The sequence below is a fragment of the Streptomyces sp. NPDC026589 genome, assembly GCF_040638385.1.
Taxonomy (GTDB): Bacteria; Actinomycetota; Actinomycetes; order Streptomycetales; family Streptomycetaceae; genus Streptomyces.
On the sequence record NZ_JBEZYG010000009.1, the window covers coordinates 245,821 to 270,416 of the forward strand.

A 24,596-nucleotide genomic window follows, 5' to 3' on the forward strand; every position below is an offset into this window, starting at 1 on the left:
AGCATCGTTTCCCATGTTTCAGCCCCGTACGGAGCAGGTCCGTGTGCGCCTCAGCAGCACCGCCGACGGGTCTTCGTGCACCATTCACCCCGTGAGCCGCTATACCGGCGCGGCCCCCTGTGGGAAGGCGCTGCGATCACAGGTCGTCCGCAGTGCCGACTACGGCGGGTCCGCAGTTGTCAGGGAGATTGGCTGCGATCAACTCGTAGGCCTCTTCGACAGTGTCGGCCACACCGATGAGGGTCTTGTCGGACCCGCGGCGCACTCGATAGCCGCCCGCGCTTTGAGGGAAAGCCGTTCCCACGTCACGTGACCACGGGTACTGGGTGCACCGGCTCAGGTACAGGACGCCGTGGCTGACCATGGGCCAGAGCTCGCGCAGCGACGGGTGCTGGTAAGCAGCTCGGGGAACGGCCGGATTGATGAGGTCCGTGCCGGAGGACAGGATATCGGACCAATCTGCTGCCACGATCTCAGCCGCACTTCGGGACTTTTCGTTGCTCGCCATGATTTTCGTTACCTCAAGTGTGCCGGCGGGTTCGACAGGTCTGGTTGTATCTCGGGAATATTCGGCTTGGGTACGGTGACTTCCTTGTGTCCCCCTTCCTTGTTTCGGGTGTGCCGCGAGCATGCCCAGGTGGACGATTGCCGCGTACTTCATGGCTTCGATCGCTGTGGCCGCGTTGTCCAGCGCGCCTTGCCCCAGTGCCCGTTGAGCGCGTCGAGGGCTTCACCGCTGCCGGAGGACAGCAGGCGTTGCACGTGCTGGTTGGCAAGGTGACCGTCGTCCTCGACATCGTCGGCGAACTCCCGGAGGGCGTCGGCCGTGTCCCGGTACGCGTCTTCGTCGACGTTCGGCCAGTTGATCCCGATGAGGTCAAGCATGGTGTCGGCCCAATCGGGCACGGTTACAGCCACAGTGCGAAGTCCCCCCGTACAACGCTGCGTTCGCTGAATGCAGATGCGAACAGGATCTCATTTCCGGGCCGTGATACCAAGATCGTTCAAGTTTGGCGTGCATGGGCGGGCAGGCAGCTGTGAGGTGAAACTGTTGACGTCTGGCGCCCGGTTTCTCGCGGCGGGGCGCGGCGGCGAGGCGACGGAGGGGAGGCCCGTACCTTGAGGGGGCGTCCCGGCGGAGGTCGGGGGTCGGAGGGGCGCGGCCGCTGGTTGGCCGGTCCGTACTGAGGGCGCGCCACCTGGTCCGGATCTGGTGCGCGACGCCTGAACTGGTCCAGACAACAAACAAGGCCCGGGTCGATGACCTGGGCCTCAGCCGTGGAGCGGGTGACGAGAATCGAACTCGCGCTCTGAGCTTGGGAAGCAGCGGTGCTTGGGCTACCTGAGGAGATCTGACCTGTGCTTTCCCGTCGGGCGAGGTGTATGGCTACGCGTTCTGGAAACCGTACGTGACCGCTGTTGTCCGCTCTGCTGGGCACGGATGGGGCACCAGGGCAGCGGTGCGGCGGATCCTGGCAGGGGGTTGCTCGGTGGTGGTCCGGCGAGTCAGAGTCAGAGCAGGATGGATGCGGACTGTGTGCCGCGGAGTTGGATCATGTCGGACCCCGCGAGTCGGCCTGAGCCAATCGAGAGGCCCCAGGCAGTCCGATCGACGTCCGGCGGCCCTGTTGAGATCGCCGCTCCCCACGCGGGCCCCCTACAGGCCAAGGGGGATGACGTCCAGAGCGGCAAGCGGCCCCGCCAGACCGATGGCGACCAGGGCCGCGGCCATCACGAGGGACAGCAGGCAGACACAGCCGGCGAAGACCAGAGTTCCCGTGGTGCGGCGGCCGATCTGGGCCGTGTCCCAATCTGGGGCGGGATCGTGGAGGATCTCCACTCGCTCGCCGGACGTGTAGTCGTCGGTGAGGCGGCGGGTGCGCCCCTCGACGTCGGTGAACTCATAGGTTCGGGCGTACACCCGGCGCCCCTCGACGAGGACGCCGCGGGTGCGCAGCTGCCACGCCTCCCGGCCCATCCCCCCTCCCGCGCGCACCCCGTGGCCGACCGGCACCGCGATGGAGCCGACCAGCCAGCATCCCAGCGCGACGTACCACTCGCGCGCGCCGAGCAGGCCGGTCGTCAGCATCAGCGCGGCCGCCAGCAGGTAAAACCCCACAGACAGCCGAAGCACCGTACGGCTCCGGCCCCGCGACGGCTTTTTCGGCGGGGCCGGTGGGGCCGCCACGCCGGCCTCGGCAGGCGTCGCGTCCGATGTCATGCGGGCAGTCTAGAGATTGATTCAAACGACAGGCCCTAGCTGGGACATCATGGTTTTTCATCTTATATTTGGATAATGCGCTCAACAGAGGTCACGCCTTCCCCCGCCAGGTCGACGGAGGCCGCAGGATGAAGGACTCCGGAAGGCTGGAGGCGCTGCGGCTGGCGGGGCTGACCGCGGCGGCCGACCCCGGCATGGACCGCTTCGCCCGGTTGGTCACGCGCGTTCTGCGCGTTCCGGTGTCCCTGGTCTCGCTGCTGGAGGCCGACCGGCAGGTGTTTCCCGGGATGGTCGGGTTGTCCGGGGTCTGGGCGGCCCGGCGCGAAACCCCCTTGAGTCACTCCTTCTGCCAGCACGTCGTCGCGGACGGCAAGCCGCTGATCCTCAGCGACACCCGGTCGTCTCCCCGCACCTGCGACAGCCTCGCCATCCCCGACCTCCAGGTGGTCGCGTACGCCGGTATGCCCCTTACCGACGCGGACGGGCATGTCCTCGGATCGCTCTGCGCCATCGATCACGAGCCTCGCGAGTGGACGGCGGACGAGATGCGCGATCTTGAGGATCTGACCGCGGCCTGCTCGATGGAGCTGAGGCTGAGGATCGCCTCGGAGCTGATCCAGCGGGACCGCGACCACGCCGGCCTCCTTCTGCGCGCGGCCATCGAGCTCGCCCACGCCCGCGATCTCACAGATCTGACCCGGCGCCTGCGCCACCTGTTCCAGGGGCCGGCCGAGCCCACGTTCGTGGGCCTGCTCCTGGCGGACGGCGGAAAACTGTGGCGCGTGATCGACCCGGAGGACATACGGCCGGTGGAGAGCGCCATCGACCATCTGGAGTGGGACGCCTCCTTCCCCAGCGCCTTGGCCATGCGCGAGCAACGCGCCGTCTTCGTACCGGACCGCCCCACGCTCCTGCGCGGCTTCGGGCCCGAGGCCGTCGCCGGGTACGACTCGCTGGGTCTCGAGTCCGTGATGTGCGTTCCGCTGCCGGACCGGCGCGGTGTCCTGACGTGGTGCTGGTCCCGCCCCCATGTGCTGGCGCCGACAGAGGAGGCCGTCCTCACCACGGTGGCGGGGTACGTGAGCCAGGCGGTGGAGCGCACTCGTTTCGTGGCCAACCGGCTGAGCACCGCGGAGCAGCTGCAGGCCGCGATGCTCACCGAGCTGCCGGACGTGCCGGGCCTGGACATGGCGGCCCTGTACCTGCCGGCCGCCGACCAGGACATGGTCGGCGGCGACTGGTACGACGCGTATCCGCTGCCGACGGTGCTGCCCGCGAACCGGCCCGCCCTGATGGTCTCGATCGGAGATGTCATCGGGCACGACGTCCAGGCCGCCACAGTGATGGGCCAGATCCGCAGCATGCTCCGACAGGCGAGCCTCGACGACCCGGCCCACTCTCCCTCCGCCGCCCTCGACGCGGTCGACCGAGCCATCGGCACCCTGCCCCTGGGTCTGGGTGCCACAGCGGTCCACGCCCGCCTCGACCTCGACGACGGTCGGTGGCGGCTGACGTGGTCCAACGCCGGACACCCGCCGCCGCTGCTGCACACCCTGGAAGGGGGCGTCTTGTCCCTGGGCGACCACGATCTGCTCCTCCTCGGCACGTCGGAGGGCGACCCGCCCCGCCACGACCACACGCGCGACCTCCCGCCGGGCAGCGTGCTCCTCCTCTACACCGACGGCCTGGTCGAACGCCGCGACGCGGACATCGACGTCGGCATCGCCCGCACGACTGCCGTGCTCGCCCGCGACCGCGACAAACCCCTGCCTCTCCTCCTGGAAGCCCTTTCCGAGGGCCTGGCGGACGGCCCGCAACGGGACGACGTGGCGGTACTCGCCGTCCGGGTCACCCGGACGGAGCTATGACGGAACGCCGGCTCCTGATAAGCGCGGACCTCACGCGCCGTTACCCGTGCCACAGCCATCCGCAGCTGGAAAACGTCGGTTGCCGCGACTCTCTGAGCCACGGCTCCGGCCATGGCATTCGGCACCGCGGGCGTGACAGCGTCGGCGCCCTCAGGGAAGCCGAAACCCGGCCAGCGGCAGCGTCGAGAGCTTCTTGTTCGGAGAGCCCTGGGGACGGGCACCATCAACCGTGATGGCGACAACATCCTCGTGCAGCTCCACCGTGTGGCCGACAGCACCGGACCGGGCGAGGCACCCTGGCCCGGTACCCGGACACACCCCGGCTCCGTACGGGCGGACATTCATGATCGACAACCGCTGGACAGCCGGTCACGCGCTTGCCGACGCCCATTGAGTCGGGGATCAACGCACAGCCGAATTCGAGGTCATGATGTGCGCGATCCTCTCCGACCCCGAGTGCGTACCGAGCGTGCCTAGCCGGGCCCGGCGCTGGGCGCCCGATACGGCAGAAGTCGCCGATACGCTCCGAGCACCTGCGCCGTAGCCTCCGGAGAAGGCGGAGGCTACGGCGCACGTGCTCGCCTTCTGGGAGCAAGATAAGGGCCAGTGCGACTTTCCGGTCAAAGATGTCCTCGCTCAGTTCCGGTCAGGGAAGAGCATGTAGACGAGTCCAGACAACAAACAAGGCCCGGGTCGATGGCCTGGGCCTCAGTCGTGGAGCGGGTGACGAGAATCGAACTCGCGCTCTGAGCTTTGGATCAGCGGTGCTTGGGCCATCAAGGATGCCCTGACTTGCGCTTTCCCATGAGGCGGCTGAGATGGCCCTGGTCTGTGGAAGCCGCACCTGACCACTGTTGTCCGCTCCGATGGGCACGGATGGGGCACGAGCAGAGGGGCCAAGGGGCCCTCATGACCAAGCCGAGCAGTCCTCCAGCGAGATCTCCCCAACGGCCGCGTCCGTGACAGCCTCCAGGTCCGGGTTATAGGGGCGAATGTCGGGAAGCGGGGTGCAGAAGGTGACGTTGGAGGTGAGGAGAGCCTCCTCGGTATCGGCGAAGGACAGGGAGACGTACGCCTTCACCTGAGTCTCACCGAACTCCTCCTGTGCTTTCCGAAGGCAGGCGCACACGTACGCCAGGCACCTCCGGACAAGAAGGGGCATACGTTCGTCCGGTGCGGCCGGGAGGTCGTAGTCGGTCACCCCCCCCTCCCGTTGATCGTCGTCGGCGATCAACTCGTATGCCTCTTCGACGGTGTCGACCTCCCCGAGGACAGACTTGTCCGACTCGCGACGCACTCGGTATCCACCCTTGGCCAGCGGGTAGGCCGTACCTACATCACGTGGCCAGAGCCACTGGGTGCACCGGCTCGGATACAGGACACCGTGGCTGACCATGGGCCAGAGCACGCGCAGCGACGAACGGCGGTCGCAGTTCGGGGAACGGCCGGATGATGAGGTCTGTCTCCTAGGACAGGACATCAGACCACTCCGCCGCCACTATCGCGGCCGCGTTTCGGGGCTCTGCGCTACTAGCAGGTGTGTTCATAGGTCGTGAACAGACCCGTCGATGGCCGGCCCGCAGCCTTCGGGAAGGTTGGCGGCGATTAGGGCCACCGCCTGCTCCACCGTGTCGGGCTCCCCCAGAACCGTGCCGTCGGACTGGCGGATCACCATGAACCCGCCACCGCCGCGTCGGAACAGGGCGCCCACGTCTCGGGTCCACGGAGAACGGATGCATCGGCTGAGATACAGGGCACCGTGGCTGACGATGGGGAATAGTTCACGCAGGCGCTGATCCGCATATGCTGCCCGGGGCATGGCGGGATTGATCAAGTTGGATTCGGAGTCGAGGATGGTTCTCCACTTCTCCGCGACAAGCTCCGCAGCTCGCTCAAGGTCCTCGTTGTTCGTCATTCTGTGCATCATTCCTTCCTGGGCTTGGGAGGTTGTATCTCGGGAATATCAGGCTTCGGGACATCGATTTTCTCATTCCCTGAGTACCAGTGGATCTCCTCCCAGGGGCGCCCGAGCGGATCGGGCTCGTTGAACATCACATCTGACTCGTACATGCGCACACTCCGTGCGACGACGCTCATTTCCCATGCCGTCCCCAAACCTGGGCCCGGCAGGTTACCGGGCATCGGGCCGAACGGCTGCCCGTTCCGGGCGGCGGTCTGGAATGCATCCACGATCGTCTCCGGGGTATTCCAGTTGCCGTACTCGCCTCTACTGTTCGGCATCCCGTCGAGCGTGATGGACAACGTGGTGTTGCGGTCGCCCACTGCGGCCATGACGTTCGTCATCCAGACGGGTCCGCTCTGCTCGACCTCGGCGTAGTCGTCCCCGTTATAGGTGTGAGCTCCTGGATCACCGTTGGCGCGGAGATGCTCGGCCAGTGAGTTCGAGGCGTTGGTGGGTTCCTGATTCACCCCCAGTACCACACTGTGCTTGTGCTCCCCGCTCCGGTGCGGGCACCCCGCAAGACCCAGCGGGTCGATCCACCGCGTCGGGTCGTCGACATAGGTGACCGCGTTCGGGGCCGGGGTCAGACCGAGCGGGTCGGGGGAGAGGTAGCGGCCCGACTCGGGGTCGTAGTGGCGGTGGCGGTTGTAGTGGAGGGCCGATTCGGGGTCGAAGTACTGGCCGGGGAAGCGCAGGGGGGTGTAAGCGTCGGCGTCGCGGTTCCACGACGTGGCTCCCCACAGGGCGGAGCGGGTGCGCCACGCCACCTCACCCTGTTCGTCGACCAGTTCACGAGGCGCGCCGATGAGGTCGGTGATGATCGCGAAGAAGCGGCTGTCGACTTCCGTCTGGTCGACGAGCCGGCGTTCCACCTGGGTCACCGGCTTCACGCCGTCGTGGTCCCAGGTGAGGGCGACGGAATCCGCGGAGCCCGTCGTGAACGTGGTCTGTTCGCAAAGAGTGTCGCCGTCCCAGGTGAACGCCACCTCCTCGGCCACCGTCGCCCCGTCCTCGGCCAGGCGCTGCTTGGCCGAGCGCCGCCCGAGGGCGTCGTAGAGGTAGCGCCAGCGCGTACCGTCCGGCGTGGTGACCGAGACGAGGCGGTCCTCCGCGTCCCAGCCGTAGCGCCAGGTCTCGGGCTTGCGGGAGAGACGGGTCTTCCGGCGCAGGATCACTCGGCCCTGGGCGTCGTGCTCGTACCGGACACGGCCGGCACGGGTGATGCGCGTTCCGGCGTACTCGCGCGGCCCGGAGGCGTCGCCCGCACCGGGCCAGGATCCATTGGTCTGGTTCCCGGCCTCGTCGTACGCGTACTGCTCCGACCAGTTCTCCGCCGTGACGCCGGCGACCCGGCCGTCACGGGAGACCTCCAGTCGCTTGCGGCTCCCGGTCAGCTCTTCGGCGGAGGCGAGATGGCCGTCGGGGCGGTACGTGTACGTGCGGCGCTGGAGGACCCGGTCACCGGTCGTCCGGACGAGCTGATCGATCAGGCGCCCCGCCTGGTCGTACGCGAGGTCGACGGTCAGCGCGTCACCGATCCGGCGGCCGGTCTCTCGACCCGTCTCGTCGAAGTGGAAGCCCAGCCGGTGGCCGGAGGCGGTCAGCTCGGCGGTGCGACCGACCGGGAAGGACCAGGAGCTGACGGCACCGGACGGGGTGACGCGACGGGTGCGCCGCCCGGTCTCGTCGTAGGTGTTGACCAGTCCGCGGCCGCCGCACACCTCCCGGAGGACCCTGCCCGAGCTGTCGCGGACGAAGGAGAGGTCGGTGTCCGGCCCCGTCGCCGAGGCGAGGCGGCCGTGGATGTCGTAGGTGAAGCGGGTGACGCTCCCGTCGGCGTCCTTGGCGGTGACCCGGCCCGCGAGGTCGCGTTCGTAGCGGACCGTCTGGCCGAGTCCGTTCGTACGAGAGAGGAGTTGGCCGCAGGAGTCGTGGAAGTAGCGGAGGGTGCGGCCGTCGTAGTCGGTCTCCGCGCTGGTGCGGCCTGCCGCGTCGTAGGTGTACTCCCAGGTCAGGCCCTGGGGGTTGGTGACCCGGGTCAGGCGCAGCTCGGTGTCGTGGGTGAACTCCTGGCGTGCGCCGCCCGGTGTGGTGCGGGCGGAGACCAGATCGAAGTGGGTGTATTCGAAGCGGGTCTCGCCGCCGGTCGCGTCGGCGTGCGCAAGGCAGTTGCCCTCTCCGTCGTACGTCCACGACTGCTGTGAGCCGTCGGGTTCCGTCCGGCGGGCGAGCTTCCCCTCGACCGTCCACTCCAGCTCGGTGGTGCGGCCTTGGGGATCAGTGATACGGACCGGGCGTCCGAATGCGTCCCGGACGTAGCGGGTGACCGTACCGAGCGGCCCGCGGACCGCCAGCGGCAGACCGGCCGCGTCACAGCGCAGCCGGTCCAGCGCGCCCAAGGAGTCGTCGACTCCGAGGAGCTGGCCCTGCGGGCCGTGAGTGAGGCGGGTCGTTGTCCCGTTCGGCCGGGTGAAGAGCGTCGGGTTGCCCCGGTCGTCGTACTCCTGCCGCGAAGTCCCGCCGTCGGGGCCGGTGACGGCGGCCAGCTGGTTCAGCTCGTTGTACTCGACCCGGGCGACGGTACCGTCGGGGTGCTCGACCCGGACCGGGTTTCCGTGATCGTCGTAGGTGTACGTGGTGGTACGCCCGAGGGGGTCGGTCCGGGACAGCACACGGTCGTACCGGTCGAAGCCGCGGTGGGTGACGCCGCCCAGCGCATCGATCTCCGCGACGGCCTGGAGCCGGTCGTTGAACTGGTGCACCTTGGTCGCGCCGAGGGAGTCCGTGTACCGGGTGACGCGGTCGCCCGTCTCCGGATGGACGTCGTAGGCGAACGTGGACGACAGATAGCCGTCCGGGCCGACCGTGCGGACCACGCGGCCGGCATCGTCGTACACATAGCGGAACGTGGAGCCGTTACGGTCGGTCCACGAGGTTATCCGGTTGTCCGGGTCGTACGTGAAACGCAGCGGCAGCCCGGACGAGTTGATGACGGCGTCGAGGTTGCCGAGAGGGTCGTAGCCGTAGCGCATGACGGTGACGGGACCGTCCGGCGTACGCAGGGACAGCTCACGTATTCGGGAGTCCTCGACGACGAGGGCGACCCGGTAGCCTCCGGAGTGGACGACGGCGGTCGGACTGCCGTCCCCGAGGCGGGCAAAGTCGATCCGGTTGAGGTTGCGGTCCTCGATCTCCCTGAGCCAGTAGGCGGGGGACGCGTTATAGGGGCCGCCGCGGAAGGAACGCGTCAGCCCTGAACGGGGATCCGTGACGAGATAGGTGGTTTCACTGTTGCCCTGGCCTCCGTGCCGGATCGGCAGCCGTGGGCCTTCCACGGGGAGTACCCCGTCGTCGTCCTCGGGCAGGGGCAGCCGCGGATAGACGAGGAGTGAACCGTCCTCCCGGGACCACACCGCGCCCCCGCCGAGGGGGTCCAGCTCGATCCGCTCGTCCAGCGTGGAGGCCCAGCTGCGCCCGAACCACTGGCCGTAGCGGTAGCCGGAGAGATGGGTCCGGCGTAGAACCAGGGGAAGGACTCCGGGCATGGCCAGATCGGTCTGCGGGAGGGTCATCTCGCCGGTGGCGACATCCACCGGGTCGTTCTCGCAGGTCTTCTTTTCCAGCGAGATGGCGTTGCGGCGCGGCTCGTCCTTGGCGTTCTTCAGCGCGTCGGCCTTGGTGCGGGTGGAGTTCCGGGGTGCATCGGGGCGCGAACGGTCTCTCTCGTCGCCCTTCTGCACCTTGACGCCCTTGGACATCATCTCCTTGATGTCCAGTTCGATCTTCTTCTGGTTGTCGGAGATCTCCTTGACTGCCTTCGGCAGTGCCTTGCCTACGTGGTCGCCCATGGCCTTGTTGGCCTTGCCGAGCGCTTTCATGGCCTTGTCGATCACGGGGTCCAGGGCGCCGGCGATGTCGTCCTTGCCGCGGGTGCGTCCGTGGGACGTCTTGGCCTTGGAGAGCTTGCCCGCGGTCCTGCCGTGCACGTTGACGCTGACGAGGTTCAGCTGGGTACCGGCGCGCGTGTGCTCCGAGTGCTCGATGTGCACGCCCTTCCCGGGCGCGGGGCCTGGACCGGAGCCACCGGCCGAAGCGAGTTGGAGGGAATCCTTGGCACCCGCCACCCCTTCGTTGAAGCCTTCCTTGCCCGACTGACCGACCTGGTTCATGTCGACGCCGTCCTGGAGGCCGAGAGCGTTGGCACCGACCTGTACGGCGAGGTCCGCGGCCATGTTCTCCAGCGCGGCGACGGCCGGCTCGGTCAGGGCGGAGACGATGTAACCGACGACCTCCTCCATGCACTCCTTGATGATCCGGCGGATGGCCTGTTGGGCGACCGCGATGGCCGCCCCACCGATGAGCATGGAGAGCCCGCCGGTCACCGGTATCAGCGCCATGGAGATGCCGGCCTTGCCTGCCAGCACGCCCAGGTGGACGATTGCCGCGTACTTCATGGCTTCGATCGCCGTGGCCGCGTTGTCCAAGGCTCCGGCGATCGTCCGCGCACCGCCGGCCAGGTCCTTCACGTGCTTTTTCTGAACCTTGCCCCAGTGGCCCTTGAGCGCGTCGAGAGCTTCGCCGCTTCCGGAGGACAGCAAACGTTGCACGTGCTGGTTGGCAAGGTGACCGTCGTCCTCGACATCGTCGGCGAACTCCCGGAGAGCGTCGGCCATGTCCCGGTACGCGTCTTCGTCGACGTTCGGCCAGTTGATCCCGATGAGGTCAAGCATGGTGTCGGCCCAATCGGGCACGGTTACAGCCACAGTGCGAAGTCCCCCCGTACAAAGCTGCGTTCACTGAACGCACGTGCGAACAGGATCTCATTTCCGGGCCGCGTCACCAAGATCGTTCACAGTCGGCGGGTACGTGCGAGCGGACAGCTGCGAGGTGAGACCGTGGACACCCGGAGCCTGGGCTATCGCAGCGAGATAGGCGGCGCCGGGCGGCGAGGCGGTGGGAGGGGGCCTCCGTGGGCGGCTGCGGGGACGCCCACGGTTCGAGGTGAGCTGCGGAGGGTCGCCCGGTGGTTGTCCGAGTCGCACGAGGGCGCACGGCCTGCCCCGGATCTGGTGCACGACACCTGAAGTGGTCCAGACAACAAACAAGGCCCGGGTCGATGACCTGGGCCTTAGTCGTTGAGCGGGTGACGAGAATCGAACTCGCGCTCTGAGCTTGGGAATCAACGGTGCTTGGGCTGCCAGAGGGGGCCTGAACTGGGGTTTTGCAGCGGGCAGGTGGATGGTCCCTTGTCTCTCAGAGCCGTATCTGACCGCTGTTGTCCGTTCTGCTGGGCACGGATGGGGCACGTCGACTGTGGGGCATCAGTCTGAGGTTCTGTGCTGGAGCGGGTGACGGAAAACGGAACGGGAGCCATCTGTGCTGCAGATGCTCCGGTGGCGTAGACGTCAGGCCCAGAAGGCTTCGGTGACGACGATCTGGGGATCGGCGTGGCGCCGCATGAAGGTGTAGATGAGCCAGCCGCGTCCGCCGGCCAGGTCCACGATGTGGGGGCCGCCGGGGCTTGTGGAGGCCAGAGGTCGGACGGTCATCCAGTGCGGGAGCGAGGCGTCGGCGTCGATCCCCCGGAAGTAGGGGTCTTCGGCTGTGATCAGTTCCGCACGGGCACTCATGATCAGGTCACTGCCTTCGGCGGGCATGTTCTGGAAGTCGTGCTGCGCCTGTTTCGTCCAGTCCATTTGCCAAGGCGGCCGGAGTGGTTCGTCGATCACTCTCCGGGCTTCCTCTCAGCGGCTTCGTGCCGGAGGCGGCTGTACTCCTCCAGAAGCCGAAGGGACTCCTCGGGGTCCTCGGACTTGGCGGCGCGGGCTTCGAGGTCGCGAAGGTGCGAGTCGAGGACGGGATTCCGGGCGATGGCGTACTGCGTCCACCACAGACGCATGAAGGCGGGCACGGGCGTGATGTTGAAGGCGTCGCCGATGACGCGCTTCCAGTGCGCCTCAAAGTCCGGGAGAAGGTGCGGAGTGTGTTCCTGAATCGCCAACCGGAGTGCTTGAGGCGTGTGTTCGGGCATGGGCGGCAACCGCAGGGGTTCCCCCTCGTACCCATCGAAGTGGAGTGCGTGGGCGGGCATGGTTCGTGCTCCTTGGTGTGGAGGGTGGGTCAGGCCGCCTCGTGTCGGTCCTCGTACGACTGGCGCCCGCGGGCCATCTGCTCGAACCACTCGGCCGGCACCAGGTAGGCGACCGTCTTTCCCTTGCGGGTGATGGCGGCGGCCTCGCCGGCGATCCGGGTCCGGTCCAGGATCTCGCCCATCCCCTTGCGCAGGTCGATGGTTGTGTACGTCTTCGTCTCCATACGCTCAAGCGTATAGCAACTATCATAGTTGACATATGTGCCCGTAGGGTGCGACGGCTGGAGGAAGCCAACGGGCACATCGGGTGCAGAGCGGGCGCCGGGTGCCTGATCGGGCTTGTGACAACAAAGAAGCCCCCGGCCGCTGGCCTGGGGCTTCATGTGGAGCGGGTGACGAGAATCGAACTCGCGCTCTGAGCTTGGGAAGCTCATGTTCTACCATTAAACTACACCCGCGAAGCGTGCCGATCACCGGCGCTGCATCGTTCCACACTCTACCCCATGCCAGGCCCCCGGCGGATGAGCCGTGGGGCCTCCGTGTTGTGTGTCCGGTGGGGGAGGGGGCGTGGACGGGGGTGTGATGGGCGGGAGTTGGGGGCGTAGCGTGGGTGGTCGGAGTGCCGCGTGGAGTGGCGTCCCGTTCATCCCCTAATGTGGCTTTCTCGTCCATATGTGGTTGGGGAAGGGACTTGATGGATCCGATGGAGCGCACCGTCGTCCGCTGTGCCGAAGGGCATGTTTTCGCTACCTCGTCGTTCCCGCTGCAGCAGCTCGGGGCCGATCGGATCGGGCCCGGGCGGTTGATCCGCTGTCCTCGGTGTGCCCGGTTGCGGCAGGCCGTGCCGGTGGCGTTGGAGAAGCGGTAGGGCGCAGGGGTTCAGTAACGGTAGTGACAGCGGGGGGGGAGTAAGCGGCGGTAGGCCGTGGCGGGTAGCACGTGGCGGTCGCAGTAGTCGCGGGACAGTCGGCTGGGGAAGTGGTGGCGGTAGCCGTTGTGGGCACGTGCGTCGTGCTCGGCAGCTGTGGCGGCGGGCGCGCGGGGCGCGTAGGTAGCGGGGCGGAGGTGTTCTGCAGGCGCGCGGGTGGTCCGGTTGGGGTGGGCTCGCGCGTTCTGCGTATCCTCGGGACGTGCTTCTCTCAGACAAGGACATCCGGGCCGAGATCGACACCGGCCGAGTCCGTATTGATCCGTACGACCCTTCGATGGTGCAGCCGTCGAGCATCGACGTGCGGCTGGACCGCTACTTCCGGGTGTTCGAGAACCACCGGTACCCGCACATCGATCCGGCCGTCGAGCAGCCCGATCTGACCCGTACGGTCGAGCCGGAGGGCGACGAGGCGTTCATCCTGCACCCCGGGGAGTTCGTGCTGGCGTCCACGTACGAGGTGATCTCGCTCCCCGACGATCTGGCCTCGCGGCTGGAGGGCAAGAGTTCGCTCGGGCGGCTCGGGCTGGTGACGCACTCGACGGCCGGGTTCATCGATCCCGGGTTCTCCGGGCACGTGACCCTGGAGCTGTCGAATCTCGCGACCCTGCCGATAAAGCTCTGGCCGGGCATGAAGATCGGGCAGCTCTGCCTGTTCAAGCTGACCTCTTCCTCCGAGTTCCCGTACGGCTCCGAGCGGTACGAGTCGCGGTATCAGGGGCAGCGGGGGCCGACGGCCTCGCGGTCGTTCCAGAACTTCCATCGGACCCAGGTGTGATCAACCATGGCTAGTGACGTGCGGGAAAACCTGACCTACGAGGGCTTCGGGCGGGCCGTGCGCGAGTTGGCGCAGGCCGTTGCCGACGACGGGTACGAGCCCGACGTCGTCCTCAGCATCGCTCGGGGTGGCGTCTTCGTCGCCGGTGGGCTCGCCTACGCGCTCGACTGCAAGAACATCCATCTGGTCAACGTGGAGTTCTACACGGGGGTGGGCACCACTCTGGACATGCCCGTCATGCTGGCGCCCGTGCCCAACGCGATCGACTTCTCCAAGAAGAAGGTCCTGATCGCGGATGATGTCGCCGATACGGGCAAGACGCTCAAGCTCGTCCATGACTTCTGCGTCGACCATGTCGCCGAGGTGCGCAGCGCCGTCATCTACGAGAAGTCCCACTCACTCGTGAAGTGCGAGTACGTGTGGAAGAAGACCGATCAGTGGATCAACTTCCCGTGGAGCGTGGAGAAGCCCGTCGTGCGGCGGGATGGGCAGGTTTTCGACGCGTAGGCCCCCTAGGGTCCCCCGGTGGTCCGGTGGTCCGGTGGTCCGGTGGTCCGGTGGTCCGGTGGTCCCCTGGTCACACAGCTTTGTTATCCGTGTACGGAGAAGGCCCCCGAGAGCGTGTGCGTCCTGCGCCGCTCCGGGGGCCTTCTCGTGCGTAACGAGGCTTACTAGATCGTGCCCAGCTTGATGATCGACAGCAGCGCGATCAGCTGGATCGCCGATGCTCCCAGCGCCTTCGGCCACGGCAGGTCGTGCGACTTGCTGACCATCGACGTGAACAGCGCCCCGGCCGCCAGCCAGGTCAGCCAGCCCACGATCTGGACCAGGAGGTTCTCGCCGCCCAGGAAGAGGGCGAAGAGGAGGCGCGGGGCGTCGGTCATCGACATGATCAGCATCGACAGGCCCACCGTCGGCTGCCACGAGCCCGTGCCGCCGAGCTGGCGGGCCAGGGTGTGGGTCACCGCGCCGAGGACCAGGCCGCCGATGACGAAGCCGACGCCGGTGAACAGGACGTACGGGATGGCCGTCGAGATTGTCGCGTTGATCGCTTCTTCGCGCGCCTGGTCGAAGCCGAACAGCGCCAGCAGGCCGTAGACGAACGTGATGACCAGCGCCGGGCCCCAGACCGGGTAGTCCCGCATCTGCCAGAACGTCGGCCCCGGGCGCGCCACGATGCCGGTCAGCAGTTCCTTCCAGCGCAGGCGCGGGCCCGGCGGCGGGACGGGGGCGGAGCCGGCCTGGTAGGTGTTGCCGCCGTTGTACGGGTCCTCGTCGACGCGGAACGCCTGCGTGTGACCCGGGTTGTTGGCGTACGGGTCATGGGGCGCGGGGTCCGCGTACGGGTCGCCGAAGTACTCCGGCTCGCCGTGGCCGCCGTGGCCACCGTGGCCGTGGGGGCCCTGGCCGTGTCCGGCCTGTCCGCCGTGTCCGCCCGGTCCGGGGCCCGCGTAGCCGCCGGCCGCGTTGTACGGGGCGCCTTGCGGCGGGCCGTACGGCGGTGGCGCTCCGCCGTTGCCGGGGCCTCCTGCCGTCGGCCACGGCTGAGCACCGTACGGCGGCTGTGGTGCCTGCCCTCCGTACGGCTGCTGCCGCTGCTGCTGCGGTTGTTGCGGGGTGCGGTTGTCCCGGCCGCGTCCGATCCTGAATCCAGCCACCCGTCGAACGTACCTGGTCCCCGGGGTTGGGGGGTGGGGGCCGGGGGAACACGTCCGCCTTTGCGGCCGAGCTGTGACATCCCCTAGGGGGCCCCTAGGGGCCGTACCCCGGGCCCGGGGAGGGGGAGTTCAGGGGGAGTTCAGGGGAGGAACAGCGCCGTGGAGAAGGTGAGGGCCGACCTGTCCGTGTTACCCGCCGGGTAGAGGGCGATCAGGTCCTGGTGCTCGCCCCGGCACGTCCGCACCACCGTGTCCTGCTTCTTGTCGGCGTCGTAGTGGCCGTGGTCCAGGAGGGTGGTGTGGGTGGCGCCCGTCGCGTTCAGCGGCGCGTTGGGGAGTTCCTCCGCCCGGAACGCGTAGGCGCCGCCCGGCCGGGCCGGGCCCTTCGCGGAGCCGAGCAGCAGGGTGCCCCTGGCCGCCTGGCCGGGGGCGTGCGGGCGGGCGGCGGCGACGAGGTCGTCGTAGCCGTCCCCGTCGGTGTCGGGCCTGGGCTCGGGGGCGTAGAGGTACGGGCCGCCGTCGGGGAGCAGTTCCGCGCTGCGCGGGGCCCCGGTGCGGGTGAAGGGGCCGTGCAGGAAGGTGACCTGGCCGGCGCTGGCGGTGACCGCGAGGTCGGCCTTGCCGTCGCCGTCGAAGTCGCCGCAGACCGGCTGCTCGGGCCACTCGTCGCCGTAGCGGGCCTTCTGCGGGATGCGTACCGTGACCGCCTGGCCCGTCAGGCCCTGCGGGGAGCCGAAGAGGATCTGGAGGGGGACGGGCGGTGCGCCGATGCCGTTGTACGGGGGGTCGGTGGAGACGATCAGGTCGGTGAAGCCGTCCCGGTCCAGGTCGCAGGCCGACTCGGCGTCGAACGCGGCGGGCAGGGTGTCGCCGGACTTCGCCGCGTTCGCCCGGGCGCTCAGCAGTTGCCGGGCGGCCGGGTCCAGGGGGCGGTCGGCGGAGCCGTAGACGACGCCGATGCCCGCGTCGTCGCCGTGGCTGTCCTCGGGGGCCTTCACCAGGTCGTCGATGACCAGGTCGCGGTGGCCGTCGCCGTTGAAGTCGTACGGGACGCGGCTGCCGGATCCGCGCGGTACGGGGATGCGCGCCGTGTCCGCCCGGGTCCGGGACTGTCCCTTCGGCGCGGTGTCGCCGTTCTTGTCCCCGGAGGCGGGGGAAGAGGGTGCGTCGACGGGCGAGGGGCTCCCGCAGCCGGTGAGGGCGAGCAGCAGAGCGGCGCAGCCCGCGGCGAGGGCGGCCGTCGCCCTGGTGGTGACTGCTGCCTTCGGGTGCGTGATGCGTGGGCGCACGGGGCCTCGTTCGTCGCTCGTTCGTCGCTCGTTCGTTGTTCGTCGTGTGTTGTTGCCCGCCGCCGCTGTTCGCTGTCCGCCTTCGGCGTTCGCTGTCCGTCTTCGGTGTTCGCTGTCCGTCTTCGGTCGGCGCGGGGCCATGATGCTCCGGATACGTCGTCGCGTACATGTCCGAGTTCACAGTTCGCCTGCGGCGGTCGTCACGTCCGGCGGGCGGGGCCGCCGCGCCCCACGAAGAAGCGGCCGGTCCTGCCCCCGAGGCAGGTCCGGCCGCTCATCGCGTCGACGCGTTACGTCACTGTGCCGGTTCGGGCTCCGGCGCGTCCACCTGGTCCGACTCGCCGGCCGGATCGGCCGGGGTCTTCACGGACTCCAGGAGGAGCTGCGAGACGTCCACGACCTGGATGGACTCCTTGGCCTGGCCGTCGTTCTTCTTGCCGTTGACCGAGTCGGTCAGCATGACGAGGCAGAACGGGCAGGCGGTGGAGACGATGTCCGGGTTGAGGGCGAGGGCTTCCTCGACGCGCTCGTTGTTGACGCGCTTGCCGATCCGCTCCTCCATCCACATCCGGGCGCCACCGGCGCCACAGCAGAAACCGCGCTCCTTGTGGCGGTGCATCTCCTCGTTCCGCAGCCCCGGGACCTTCGCGATGATCTCGCGCGGCGGGGTGTAGATCTTGTTGTGACGGCCCAGGTAGCACGGGTCGTGGTACGTGATCAGGCCCTCGACCGGGGTCACCGGGATCAGCTTGCCCTCGTCGATGAGGTGCTGGAGCAGCTGCGTGTGGTGGATGACCTCGTACTCGCCGCCGAGCTGCGGGTACTCGTTCGCGATCGTGTTGAAGCAGTGCGGGCAGGTCGCGACGATCTTCTTCGACGACTTGGGCTTCTTCGTCGTCGTGTCCTCATCGTCCTCGCCGTACGCCATGTTCAGCATGGCCACGTTCTCCTGGCCGAGCTGCTGGAACAGCGGCTCGTTGCCCAGGCGGCGGGCGGAGTCACCGGTGCACTTCTCGTCGCCGCCCATGATCGCGAACTTGACTCCCGCGATGTGCAGCAGCTCCGCGAAGGCCTTCGTCGTCTTCTTGGCCCGGTCCTCCAGGGCGCCCGCGCAGCCGACCCAGTACAGGTAGTCGACCTCGGTGAGGTCCTCGACGTCCTTCCCGACGATCGGGACCTCGAAGCCGACCTCCTTGGTCCACTCGACGCGCGCCTTCTTGGCCAGCCCCCAGGGGTTGCCCTTCTTCTCCAGGTTCTTGAGCATCGTGCCCGCCTCGGACGGGAACGCGGACTCGATCATCACCTGGTAGCGGCGCATGTCGACGATGTGGTCGATGTGCTCGATGTCGACCGGGCACTGCTCGACACAGGCGCCGCAGGTGGTGCAGGACCACAGGACGTCGGGGTCGATGACGCCGTTCTCCTCGGCGGTGCCGATGAGAGGGCGCTCGGCCTCGGCGAGGGCGGCCGCGGGAACGTCCTTGAGCTGTTCCTCGGTGGCCTTCTCGTTGCCCTCCATGTCCTTGCCGCCGCCGGCCAGGAGGTAGGGGGCCTTGGCGTGCGCGTGGTCGCGCAGCGACATGATCAGGAGCTTGGGGGAGAGGGGCTTGCCGGTGTTCCAGGCGGGGCACTGGGACTGGCAGCGGCCGCACTCGGTGCAGGTGGAGAAGTCGAGGATGCCCTTCCAGGAGAACTGCTCGACCTGGGAGACGCCGAAGACCGCGTCCTCGGCCGGGTCCTCCCAGTCGATCTCCTTGCCGCCCGACGTCATCGGCTGGAGGGCGCCGAGCGCGACGTCGCCGTCGGCGTTCCGCTTGAACCAGATGTTCGGGAAGCCGAGGAAGCGGTGCCAGGCGACACCCATGTTGGTGTTGAGCGAGACCGTGATCATCCAGATCAGCGAGGTGCCGATCTTGATCATCGCGGTGAAGTAGATGAGCGTCTGGAGCGTGCCGAGGCTCAGCCCCTCGAAGGCGAGGACCAGCGGGTACGACACGAAATACGCGGCGTCGTAGCTCTCGACGTGGTGGATCGCGCCCTCTAGGCCGCGCAGCACCAGGATCGCGAGGCCGATGATCAGGATGATGTACTCGACGAAGTACGCCTGCCAGGCCTTCGAGCCCGCGAAGCGCGACTTGCGGCCGGCCCGGGAGGGCAGGTTCAGCAGCCGGATCGCCATCAGGGCCACGATGCCGACGACCGTCATCAGGCCGATGAACTCGATGTACATCTCGAACGGCAGCCAGCCGCCGATGATCGGCAGCACCCAGTCCGCCTGGAAGAGCTGTCCGTACGCCTGGAGCAGCGTCGGCGGCAGCGTCAGGAAACCGATGGCGACGAACCAGTGGGCGAAGCCGACGATTCCCCACCGGTTCATCCGGGTGTGGCCGAGGAACTCCTTGACCAGGGTGATCGTCCGCTGCTTGGGGTCGTCGGTGCGGCTGCCTGCTGGTACCGGCTGTCCGAGACGGACGAAGCGGTAGATCTGCGCGACGGCTCGGGTGATGAGCGCAACGCCGACGACCGTCAGCACCAGCGACACAATGATCGCGGCGAGTTGCATTTCGGGGCTCCTCGGGCCTGCGAGAGCGGGGTCCAGTTACTACTGCCCGCTACTACTAAGCAGTAACTTAATTAGTCTGTGCTGACACTATCCACTTATTCCACCGTGCTGTAGCCGGGTCGTCGGTGATCTGCGTCGCTCAGGTGTGCCTTGGTCCGACGGGCCTTCCGGAGCCGCGTCCGCAGGGGTCCGCGTGCGGCTTCGGCGAGGATCGCCAGGTCGAGCACCACTCCATGGTGCTCTGCGTAGTGCTGGTCCAGCAGAGCGGGGTCGTCCCACGGCATGCCGGAGCGGGCGCGCACCTGCGCGAGACCGGTCAGTCCCGGCCGCAACTCCTGTCGCCACTGCCGGGCGCCGGACCTGGTGGCCCGTGGGTCGGCCGGGGCGAGTGGGGCGGGGCCGACCAGGGAGAGGTCGCCGCGTACGACGTGGGGCAGGCGGGAGAGCAGGTCCAGCCGGAGCCTCCGGGTGCGCAGGGTCCGCAGCTCGAAGACCCGGCCGCCCAGGCCGGTCCGGGGCCGGCGGTCCCAGACGCCGCCCGGGGCTCGCCGCGCACTCAGGGCGAGGGCCGCCACGGCGACGGCGGGGGCGGTCAGGATCAGCAGGGCGGTGCCGAGGGTCAGGTCCAGGACGCGTTCGGCTGGTGTGCGCGGGAGGAAGCGGTCCGCGAGCCGCCCGGCCCGGTCGGCGAGGCCGGCCAGGTGTGCCCCGGAGGGCGAGGGGAACCGGCCCCTGGTCGTCCCTGTCGCTGGCCGGTGCGGGGACGGGGACGGGGACAGGTGCGGGGGCCGGCGCGGGGCCGCGTACGGATGTGGGCCCGGGTGCGCCTCGTACGGTTCCGGGCCCTGCGGCTCCGCGCCGGGCGGCATCGGGCGGGGCTGGGGCTGGGGCGGGTGGGGGTGGGGGTGGTCCGGGTGGGGGTGGTCCGGGAGGGGAAGCGGCTGTCGCTGTTGCTGGTCCTGCTGGTCCTGCTGGTCCTGCTGGTCCTGCTCGGCCTGCTGGGCCTGCTGGGCCTGGTTGCCTTGCTGGCTCTTCCGGCCCTGCTGGCCCTTCTCGCTCCTCTGGCTTCTCTGGCTTCTCTGGTTCTTCCGCCGTACGCGCGGCTTCCTCGCGTTCTGCATCGCGCCCGCCCGGGGTTCGAGGTTCGATGGTGTGACGATCCACGGTGAAATCTGCCGGTCGGTGACGGTTGTGGCCGTCTCACGGCAATTTGTGACAGAACGATCCCACGGTGAGACGGTGGGGCGGGTGGTGCGCGCGGGGTGTGGCGTGCGCGGGTGCGGTCGTGGGGTGGCTGAGGGGGCGGGCGGAGGGCGGACATGCCCTGGGTGTGCTCTATGTGAGCACTTAAGTTGAGCGTAAGAGACTCAGGTCTGTTGACTCCGGCGTGGGCGTCATGCATTCTTGAGTCAGATCCACTCAAGTAGCCAGTTGGAGGAATTGAAATGGCACGTGCGGTCGGCATCGACCTGGGCACGACTAACTCCGTCGTCAGCGTTCTCGAAGGCGGCGAGCCCACCGTCATCACCAACGCCGAAGGCGCCAGGACCACGCCGTCCGTCGTCGCCTTCGCCAAGAACGGCGAGGTGCTCGTCGGCGAGGTCGCGAAGCGCCAGGCGGTCACCAACGTCGACAGGACCATCCGCTCCGTCAAGCGCCACATGGGCACTGACTGGAAGATCGACCTGGACGGCAAGAGCTTCAACCCGCAGCAGATGAGCGCCTTCATCCTGCAGAAGCTGAAGCGCGACGCCGAGTCCTACCTGGGCGAGAAGGTGACCGACGCGGTCATCACCGTCCCGGCGTACTTCAACGACTCCGAGCGTCAGGCGACGAAGGAGGCCGGTGAGATCGCGGGCCTGAACGTCCTGCGCATCGTCAACGAGCCGACCGCCGCCGCGCTGGCGTACGGCCTCGACAAGGACGACCAGACGATCCTCGTCTTCGACCTCGGTGGCGGCACCTTCGACGTGTCCCTCCTGGAGATCGGCGACGGCGTCGTCGAGGTGAAGGCCACCAACGGTGACAACCACCTCGGTGGTGACGACTGGGACCAGCGCGTCGTCGACTACCTGGTGAAGCAGTTCGCCAACGGGCACGGCGTGGACCTGTCCAAGGACAAGATGGCTCTCCAGCGTCTCCGCGAGGCCGCGGAGAAGGCGAAGATCGAGCTCTCGTCCTCGACCGAGACCACGATCAACCTGCCCTACATCACGGCCTCCGCCGAGGGCCCGCTGCACCTGGACGAGAAGCTCACGCGCTCGCAGTTCCAGCAGCTGACCTCGGACCTCCTGGACCGCTGCAAGACCCCGTTCCACAACGTCATCAAGGACGCGGGCATCCAGCTCTCCGAGATCGACCACGTCGTTCTCGTCGGTGGCTCCACCCGTATGCCCGCCGTCGCCGAGCTCGTCAAGGAGCTGACCGGCGGCCAGGACGCCAACAAGGGTGTGAACCCGGACGAGGTCGTCGCCATCGGCGCCTCGCTCCAGGCCGGTGTCCTCAAGGGCGAGGTCAAGGACGTCCTGCTCCTCGACGTCACCCCGCTCTCCCTCGGCATCGAGACCAAGGGAGGGATCATGACCAAGCTCATCGAGCGCAACACCACGATCCCGACCAAGCGTTCCGAGATCTTCACGACGGCCGAGGACAACCAGCCGTCCGTGCAGATCCAGGTCTACCAGGGCGAGCGCGAGATCGCGGCGTACAACAAGAAGCTCGGGATGTTCGAGCTGACCGGTCTGCCGCCGGCCCCGCGCGGTGTGCCGCAGATCGAGGTCGCCTTCGACATCGACGCCAACGGCATCATGCACGTCGCCGCCAAGGACCTCGGCACCGGCAAGGAGCAGAAGATGACCGTCACCGGCGGCTCCTCGCTGCCGAAGGACGAGGTCAACCGGATGCGCGAAGAGGCCGAGAAGTACGCGGAGGAGGACCACGCCCGCCGCGAGGCCGCCGAGTCGCGCAACCAGGGCGAGCAACTCGTCTACCAGACGGAGAAGTTCCTCAAGGACAACGAGGACAAGGTCCCCGCTGACGTGAAGACGGAGGTGGAGACCGCCGTCGGCGAGCTGAAGGAGAAGCTCAAGGGCGAGGACTCCGCCGAGATCCGCACGGCCACCGAGAAGGTCGCGGCCGTCTCCCAGAAGCTGGGCCAGGCGATGTACGCCAACGCCCAGGCCGAGGGTGCGACCCCGGGCGCCGACGCCCCGGGCGACGGTCAGGCCAAGGCCGACGACGATGTCGTCGACGCCGAGATCGTGGACGACGAGAAGGACACCAAGGGCGGTGCGGCGTGACCGAGGAGACTCCGGGCTTCGAGGAGAAGCCTGACGTCCCCTCCGGCGCCACCCCTGATGACGCCGAGCCGAAGGCTGCCGACTCCTCCGAGGAGGAGGCGGCGGCCCCGGCCGGGGACCTCGACCCGACCGTCGGTCTGACCGCCCAGCTGGACCAGGCACGCACCGCGCTCGGTGAGCGCACCGCGGACCTCCAGCGGCTCCAGGCCGAGTACCAGAACTACCGCCGCCGCGTCGAGCGGGACCGGGTCACGGTCAAGGAGATCGCTGTCGCGAACCTCCTGTCCGAGCTCCTGCCCGTCCTCGACGACGTCGGCCGCGCGCGGGAACACGGCGAGCTCGTCGGCGGCTTCAAGTCGGTGGCCGAATCGCTGGAGACCACCGTCGCGAAGCTGGGCCTCCAGCAGTTCGGCAAGGAGGGCGAGCCCTTCGACCCGACGATCCACGAGGCCCTGATGCACAGTTACGCGCCGGACGTCACCGAGACGACCTGCGTGGCGATCCTGCAGCCGGGGTATCGCATCGGCGAGCGCACCATCCGCCCCGCGCGGGTGGCCGTCGCCGAGCCGCAGCCGGGCGCCACGCCCGCCGCGGCCAAGGAAGAGAAGACAGACGACGAGGAGAGCGGTGGCACCGAGGAGGTCTGACGGCAACGCGTCTGACCACCACGGTGCCCACCGACCGGCCCGGCGGCCGGCCCACGGGCCGGCCGCTCGGCCGATCGTCCGGAAGGAGGGACGTCGATGAGCACGAAGGACTTCGTCGAGAAGGACTACTACAAGGTTCTCGGCGTCCCCAAGGACGCCACCGACGCCGAGGTCAAGAAGGCGTACCGGAAGCTCGCCCGCGAGTTCCACCCGGACGCCAACAAGAGCGACGCCAAGGCGGAGGAGCGGTTCAAGGAGATCTCCGAGGCGAACGACGTCCTCGGTGACCCCAAGAAGCGCAAGGAGTACGACGAGGCGCGCGCCCTCTTCGGCAACGGCGGCTTCCGCCCCGGCCCCGGTGGTGCCGGCGGCAACTTCAACTTCGACCTGGGCGACCTCTTCGGAGGCGGCGCCCCGGGCGGCGGCGGACAGGGCGGCGCGGGCGGCGGCTTCGGCGGCGGGGGCGGTCTCGGCGACGTCTTCGGCGGGCTGTTCAACCGCGGCGGCGCGGGCACCCGTGTCCAGCCCAAGCGCGGCCAGGACATCGAGTCCGAGGTGACGCTCAGCTTCACCGAGGCGGTCGACGGGGCCACGGTCCCGCTGCGGATGTCCAGCCAGGCGCCCTGCAAGGCGTGCTCCGGCACCGGCGACAAGAACGGCACCCCCCGGGTCTGCCCGACCTGCGTCGGCACCGGCCAGGTCTCGCGCGGCAGCGGCGGCGGCTTCTCGCTCACCGACCCCTGTGTGGACTGCAAGGGCCGGGGCCTCATCGCCCAGGACCCGTGCGACGTCTGCAAGGGAAGCGGCCGGGCGAAGTCGGCGCACACCATGCAGGTGAGGATTCCGGCGGGCGTCTCCGACGGCCAGCGGATCCGGCTGCGCGGCAAGGGCGGCGCGGGCGAACGCGGCGGTCCGGCCGGCGATCTGTACGTCGTCGTCCACGTCGACGCCCACCCGGTCTTCGGCCGCAAGGGCGACAACCTCACGGTCACCGTGCCCGTCACCTATCCGGAGGCGACGCTCGGCGGCGAGGTCAAGGTCCCCACCCTCGGCGGCCCCCCGGTCACCCTGAAGCTTCCCGCCGGCACCCCCAACGGGCGTACGATGCGCGCCCGGGGCAAGGGCGCGGTGCGCAAGGACGGCACCCGCGGCGACCTGTTGGTCACCGTGGAGGTCGCGGTCCCCAGGGAGCTGAACCAGGAGGCCAGGGACGCCCTGGAGGCCTACCGGAAGGCGACCGCGGACGAGGACCCGCGGGCGGAGTTGTTCCAGGCTGCGAAGGGAGCTTGAG

Annotated in this window: 19 protein-coding genes and 1 tRNA gene; 6 read left to right on the plus strand and 14 right to left on the minus strand. The window is 68.5% G+C overall.

What is annotated here, in order from left to right; translation table 11 throughout:
* Positions 1-136: 136 nt before the first annotated feature.
* The 3 genes from AB0F29_RS18125 to AB0F29_RS18135 form a co-directional block, all read right to left on the minus strand.
* On the minus strand, positions 137-508 hold the full coding sequence (locus tag AB0F29_RS18125; RefSeq protein ID WP_018960863.1) for a DUF6193 family natural product biosynthesis protein: 372 nt from the start codon (positions 506-508) through the stop codon (positions 137-139).
* Positions 509-657: 149 nt separating this feature from the next.
* Positions 658-918, minus strand: coding sequence for a hypothetical protein (locus AB0F29_RS18130; protein WP_158688646.1), 261 nt, complete (start codon positions 916-918; stop codon positions 658-660).
* 739 nt (positions 919-1,657) lie between these two features.
* Positions 1,658-2,119: a hypothetical protein gene (locus AB0F29_RS18135; protein WP_361873177.1), complete on the minus strand. Its 462-nt coding sequence runs from the start codon at positions 2,117-2,119 to the stop codon at positions 1,658-1,660.
* Between the two features lie 230 nt (positions 2,120-2,349).
* On the opposite strand from AB0F29_RS18135, the gene AB0F29_RS18140 reads away from it, so the two are divergent.
* On the plus strand, positions 2,350-4,089 hold the full coding sequence (locus tag AB0F29_RS18140) for a SpoIIE family protein phosphatase (RefSeq protein ID WP_361873179.1): 1,740 nt from the start codon (positions 2,350-2,352) through the stop codon (positions 4,087-4,089).
* Positions 4,090-4,996: 907 nt separating this feature from the next.
* Here the strand turns inward: AB0F29_RS18140 and AB0F29_RS18145 are convergent.
* From AB0F29_RS18145 to AB0F29_RS18175, 7 genes are all read right to left on the minus strand, one after another.
* Positions 4,997-5,569, minus strand: coding sequence for a DUF6193 family natural product biosynthesis protein (locus AB0F29_RS18145; RefSeq protein ID WP_361873180.1), 573 nt, complete (start codon positions 5,567-5,569; stop codon positions 4,997-4,999).
* Between the two features lie 63 nt (positions 5,570-5,632).
* Entirely contained in the window at positions 5,633-6,004 is a 372-nt protein-coding gene (locus AB0F29_RS18150) for a DUF6193 family natural product biosynthesis protein (RefSeq protein ID WP_361873182.1), read from the minus strand.
* An 8-nt stretch (positions 6,005-6,012) separates the two neighbouring features.
* The gene (locus AB0F29_RS18155; protein WP_361873184.1) at positions 6,013-10,803 is read right to left on the minus strand and encodes a DUF6531 domain-containing protein; all 4,791 of its coding nucleotides are present in this window, start codon (positions 10,801-10,803) and stop codon (positions 6,013-6,015) included.
* Positions 10,804-11,457: 654 nt separating this feature from the next.
* Positions 11,458-11,748 (minus strand): hypothetical protein, encoded by a 291-nt coding sequence (locus tag AB0F29_RS18160; protein ID WP_018960870.1) that lies wholly within the window; start codon positions 11,746-11,748, stop codon positions 11,458-11,460.
* 29 nt (positions 11,749-11,777) lie between these two features.
* Positions 11,778-12,143, minus strand: coding sequence for a hypothetical protein (locus AB0F29_RS18165; RefSeq protein WP_018960871.1), 366 nt, complete (start codon positions 12,141-12,143; stop codon positions 11,778-11,780).
* A 29-nt stretch (positions 12,144-12,172) separates the two neighbouring features.
* Positions 12,173-12,367: a type II toxin-antitoxin system Phd/YefM family antitoxin gene (locus AB0F29_RS18170; RefSeq protein WP_361873186.1), complete on the minus strand. Its 195-nt coding sequence runs from the start codon at positions 12,365-12,367 to the stop codon at positions 12,173-12,175.
* A gap of 160 nt (positions 12,368-12,527) precedes the next feature.
* A tRNA-Gly gene (locus AB0F29_RS18175) sits at positions 12,528-12,601 on the minus strand.
* Between the two features lie 672 nt (positions 12,602-13,273).
* On the opposite strand from AB0F29_RS18175, the gene dcd reads away from it, so the two are divergent.
* Both dcd and AB0F29_RS18185 read left to right on the plus strand, forming a co-directional pair.
* The gene (gene dcd, locus AB0F29_RS18180) at positions 13,274-13,849 is read left to right on the plus strand and encodes a dCTP deaminase (protein WP_007452873.1); all 576 of its coding nucleotides are present in this window, start codon (positions 13,274-13,276) and stop codon (positions 13,847-13,849) included.
* A gap of 6 nt (positions 13,850-13,855) precedes the next feature.
* The gene (locus tag AB0F29_RS18185) at positions 13,856-14,356 is read left to right on the plus strand and encodes a phosphoribosyltransferase (RefSeq protein WP_361873188.1); all 501 of its coding nucleotides are present in this window, start codon (positions 13,856-13,858) and stop codon (positions 14,354-14,356) included.
* A 164-nt stretch (positions 14,357-14,520) separates the two neighbouring features.
* Here AB0F29_RS18185 and AB0F29_RS18190 read toward each other — a convergent pair whose 3' ends face one another.
* From AB0F29_RS18190 to AB0F29_RS18205, 4 genes are all read right to left on the minus strand, one after another.
* A complete protein-coding gene (locus tag AB0F29_RS18190; RefSeq protein ID WP_361873190.1) occupies positions 14,521-15,507 on the minus strand; it encodes a Yip1 family protein in 987 nt (328 codons plus the stop codon).
* A gap of 140 nt (positions 15,508-15,647) precedes the next feature.
* Positions 15,648-16,796, minus strand: coding sequence for a VCBS repeat-containing protein (locus AB0F29_RS18195; RefSeq protein WP_361873192.1), 1,149 nt, complete (start codon positions 16,794-16,796; stop codon positions 15,648-15,650).
* A gap of 295 nt (positions 16,797-17,091) precedes the next feature.
* Positions 17,092-19,359 carry a (Fe-S)-binding protein gene (locus AB0F29_RS18200; protein ID WP_361873194.1) on the minus strand — a complete coding sequence of 756 codons (2,268 nt, stop codon included), beginning with the start codon at positions 19,357-19,359 and terminating at the stop codon, positions 17,092-17,094.
* A 95-nt stretch (positions 19,360-19,454) separates the two neighbouring features.
* Complete coding sequence (locus tag AB0F29_RS18205) at positions 19,455-20,060, minus strand: sugar transferase (RefSeq protein ID WP_361873279.1); 606 nt, start codon at positions 20,058-20,060, stop codon at positions 19,455-19,457.
* A gap of 744 nt (positions 20,061-20,804) precedes the next feature.
* Between AB0F29_RS18205 and dnaK the strand changes: the two genes are divergently transcribed.
* The 3 genes from dnaK (at position 20,805) to dnaJ (ending at position 24,595) form a co-directional block, all read left to right on the plus strand.
* Positions 20,805-22,658: a molecular chaperone DnaK gene (gene dnaK / locus AB0F29_RS18210; RefSeq protein WP_018960887.1), complete on the plus strand. Its 1,854-nt coding sequence runs from the start codon at positions 20,805-20,807 to the stop codon at positions 22,656-22,658.
* Complete coding sequence (grpE, locus tag AB0F29_RS18215; protein WP_361873196.1) at positions 22,655-23,305, plus strand: nucleotide exchange factor GrpE; 651 nt, start codon at positions 22,655-22,657, stop codon at positions 23,303-23,305. The genes dnaK and grpE overlap by 4 nt, the downstream gene beginning before the upstream one ends.
* A gap of 96 nt (positions 23,306-23,401) precedes the next feature.
* A complete protein-coding gene (gene dnaJ, locus AB0F29_RS18220; protein WP_361873198.1) occupies positions 23,402-24,595 on the plus strand; it encodes a molecular chaperone DnaJ in 1,194 nt (397 codons plus the stop codon).
* Position 24,596: the final 1 nt, after the last annotated feature.